The sequence below is a fragment of the Mycobacterium sp. genome, assembly GCF_050701675.1.
In the GTDB taxonomy this organism is placed as follows: domain Bacteria; phylum Actinomycetota; class Actinomycetes; order Mycobacteriales; family Mycobacteriaceae; genus Mycobacterium.
In genome coordinates this window covers 1-2,678 of sequence record NZ_JBOGDD010000788.1, presented here as the reverse complement: position 1 = coordinate 2,678, position 2,678 = coordinate 1, and the positions used below count along the sequence as shown (strand labels likewise).

The window sequence follows — 2,678 nt, the reverse complement described above, 5'->3', positions numbered from 1 at the left end:
GCGCCGATGTGGGCGCAGACTGCGGCCCAGTTGTCGATGCACCACTGCTCACGATCAGCCGAGCCGTCCGCAGCGTGAGCGGCGTCGAGCATGGTGACCATCGCGGCCAGGCGGCGGGCGCAGGAGGTGGATTCGACCCGGGTCCAGGCATCCACTGCGGCGGCCCCGCAACGACCGGAAGTCCCGGCCACCAGTTCTTCGAACATGCTTTCGAATCTAACCGGCTACTCCGACGCCCGCCACACTAAAACCCCAGGTTGGGGACGAATCGACGACTGTGGATGAACCCGATCTCAGACCCTGAATGTGTCGGTACCGCGTGCTACGCGGGGGCGGGCATCCGCTCTCGGAGGCTGTCGTAGATCGGTGGGCATCTCAGTAGCTCTGCGACGAGTACCGCTGCGGCCGTGGCGGCCAGCATCGGCACCGTCACCGACGTCGTGGCCGTCATCTCGATGACGATGATCATGGCCGTCACCGGCGCCCGGACCGTAGCTCCGAAGAACGCCGCCATCCCGACGACCGCCATCGGAATCGCCAGGAATGCTTGGTCGCCCGGCCATACGGCGTCGAAGCCACCGACGAACAGCACCCCCCACAGCGTGCCGATGGCCAGCAGTGGGGCGAACAGACCGCCGGGCACGGCCGCGGAGTACGACAGCGGACCGGCAATGAACCGCAGCGCCAGGAACCCCGCGATCGCCGAAAGGGCCATGCCGCTTCCGCCGAGGAGCAGCTGATTCAACGTGTCGCCACCACCGGTCGCGAGCGGATGAATGAACGTCATCAGCCCGATGACCGCACCGATCACGGCCGCCTTCGCGACGGCGGGAACCCGTGGCACCCGCTTGACGTGATCGAGGAATCCCAACACCAACCGGTTGTAGGCAACACCGAGGCATCCGGTCAGCAGTCCGAAGACGACGAACAGCGGAAGCCACGAAAGCGATGGGGAGGCAACCGGTTCGACGTGAAAGTCAGGATGGTCCCCGGTGATCAGCCGAGAGCAGCCGACGGCAGTGGCAGTCGCGAAGATCGTCGCGAGAACGGTCCTGAACCGGAAGGACTTCGTCACCTCCTCGAGGGTGAAGAGAGCCCCTCCGATCGGTGCGTTGAACGTGACCGCCAGGCCTGCGCCCCCGAGGGCGGCTTGCAGCATTCTGACGTCGGGGTCCGCCAGCCGGGCACGTCGCGCCGCCTCTGCTCCGATCGCGGCACCCATGTGCACCGTCGGTCCTTCCCGCCCCAACACGAGTCCCGATCCGATCGCCAGCACGCCGCCAACGAATTTCGCGGGCAGCAGGCGCAGCAGCGGTGGGTCGGCATCGCCAAGATGGACCGCCTCGACGTGCTGGATACCGCTCCCCGCAGCCAGCGGAAACCACCGCACGATCAGTGCGGCGAGTGTCGCCCCTGCCGCGGCGGCGGCCATCAGGAGGAGCCAGCCCGGCCCGGGTAGTTCGTGTGCCCAGTCGGCAAGTTCGGTGCGCAACCCGTCGGCCTGTTCAAGGCACCAACGGAAGGCGCCACCGACGAAGCCGATGGCCACACCCGCAACGACTGAGGTAACGCAGACGAGGACGAACCCCTGCATCGAGTCGGCCGGTGGCTCCGAATCTTCCGTCATCCACGCCACCACGAGGACAACGTCATGACCTCAGGATTGCAGGCGGGAGCGGATGCTGACGAGCCTTTCTTCGAGTTCTGCTTCACTGATGACGCCGCGGACGAGCAGGGAGTGGGCAAGCGACACCAACTGGTTCTCGGGATAGGGTAGGTCGGAGTACAGCGTCGCCGAGAGGGTGTCCTCCTCGTCGCGCCGCTCCTTGAACGTCGGGACGTCGGTGTCGCACGCAGCCTGGTCGAGAGCGTCGCACAGACCGTCCAAGCTGGTCTTCCACGGCGGGGTGGGGTTCTCGACCCCGTACTTCGCGGCCATCTTGGGCCAGACCTGATCGCGTTCGACGATCCGCTGCAGCGGCGCGATGGGCGCTCGTTGGATCGAGCCTGAATCCTCCGACGTACTCATGGATGGACGGCCGGGCGCGTGTCGGTGATGACGTTGGTCGTCACGCCTGCCTTCGGCAGTGCGACGCCGACAAGGGAATCACGGGTCAGGATCTCGACCAGTTGGTTCTCGGTCCAGCCGTCGGTGCCCTCGGGGCGCATGGGCATGACCATGAATCGATGCTTCTGGTTGGAGTCCTGGACCCGCACGTCGTCGTCGTCGGGCATGTAGAGACCGAACTCGGCAAGCACTTGACGTGGCCAACGAACCAGGCGCCGCCGGTAATTGGGGGTGCGGTACCACTCAGGGGAATTGCCGAGGATGGGCCGCGGGTAGCACGAACACAGCGCACAGACGATCACGTTGTGCAGGGTGGGGGTGTCCTCGAGGATCTGGAACGCGGTGAAGTCGCTGGGAGTGCCGAAGCCGGTGGGCTCCATCCAGTCGACACCGACTTCCTTGCTCGCCGTCATCGGTTCGGTGAGGGCGAGCGTCTTGAACTCGGGGTCCAGCCACGCACGCGCTACCAGGGTGGCGGCTGGAGTCGGGCCGATCTGCTCGGCGAACTCCGTGAACTGGCGATGCTCCGCAGCGGTGAAGATGCCCTTTTCGATGCACAACTCGCGCAGCGCGACTTCGAGCACTTCGAAGTCGGTGATCTCGTCGACCA

At 65.9% G+C, this 2,678-nt stretch carries 3 protein-coding genes and 1 pseudogene; all 4 read right to left on the bottom strand.

The window, feature by feature from the left end; translation table 11 throughout:
- A pseudogene (locus ACRDUX_RS24160) lies at positions 1–206 on the bottom strand (HNH endonuclease signature motif containing protein); the annotation flags it as partial.
- A 116-nt stretch (positions 207–322) separates the two neighbouring features.
- Positions 323–1,627 (bottom strand): H(+)/Cl(-) exchange transporter ClcA, encoded by a 1,305-nt coding sequence (locus ACRDUX_RS24155; protein ID WP_526417263.1) that lies wholly within the window; start codon positions 1,625–1,627, stop codon positions 323–325.
- A 30-nt stretch (positions 1,628–1,657) separates the two neighbouring features.
- A complete protein-coding gene (locus ACRDUX_RS24150) occupies positions 1,658–2,029 on the bottom strand; it encodes a thiocyanate hydrolase (protein ID WP_526417262.1) in 372 nt (123 codons plus the stop codon).
- Positions 2,026–2,678 (bottom strand): thiocyanate hydrolase subunit gamma (gene scnC / locus ACRDUX_RS24145; protein ID WP_526417260.1); only part of this gene is annotated, 653 nt, incomplete at its 5' end. The genes scnC and ACRDUX_RS24150, both read right to left, overlap by 4 nt.

What these genes read in the sequence shown, in the direction of transcription:
- ACRDUX_RS24155 (WP_526417263.1), bottom strand. Translation starts at nt 1,627, where the DNA reads ATGACGGAAGATTCGGAGCCACCGGCCGACTCGATGCAGGGGTTCGTC.
- ACRDUX_RS24150 (WP_526417262.1), bottom strand. Translation starts at nt 2,029, where the DNA reads ATGAGTACGTCGGAGGATTCAGGCTCGATCCAACGAGCGCCCATCGCG.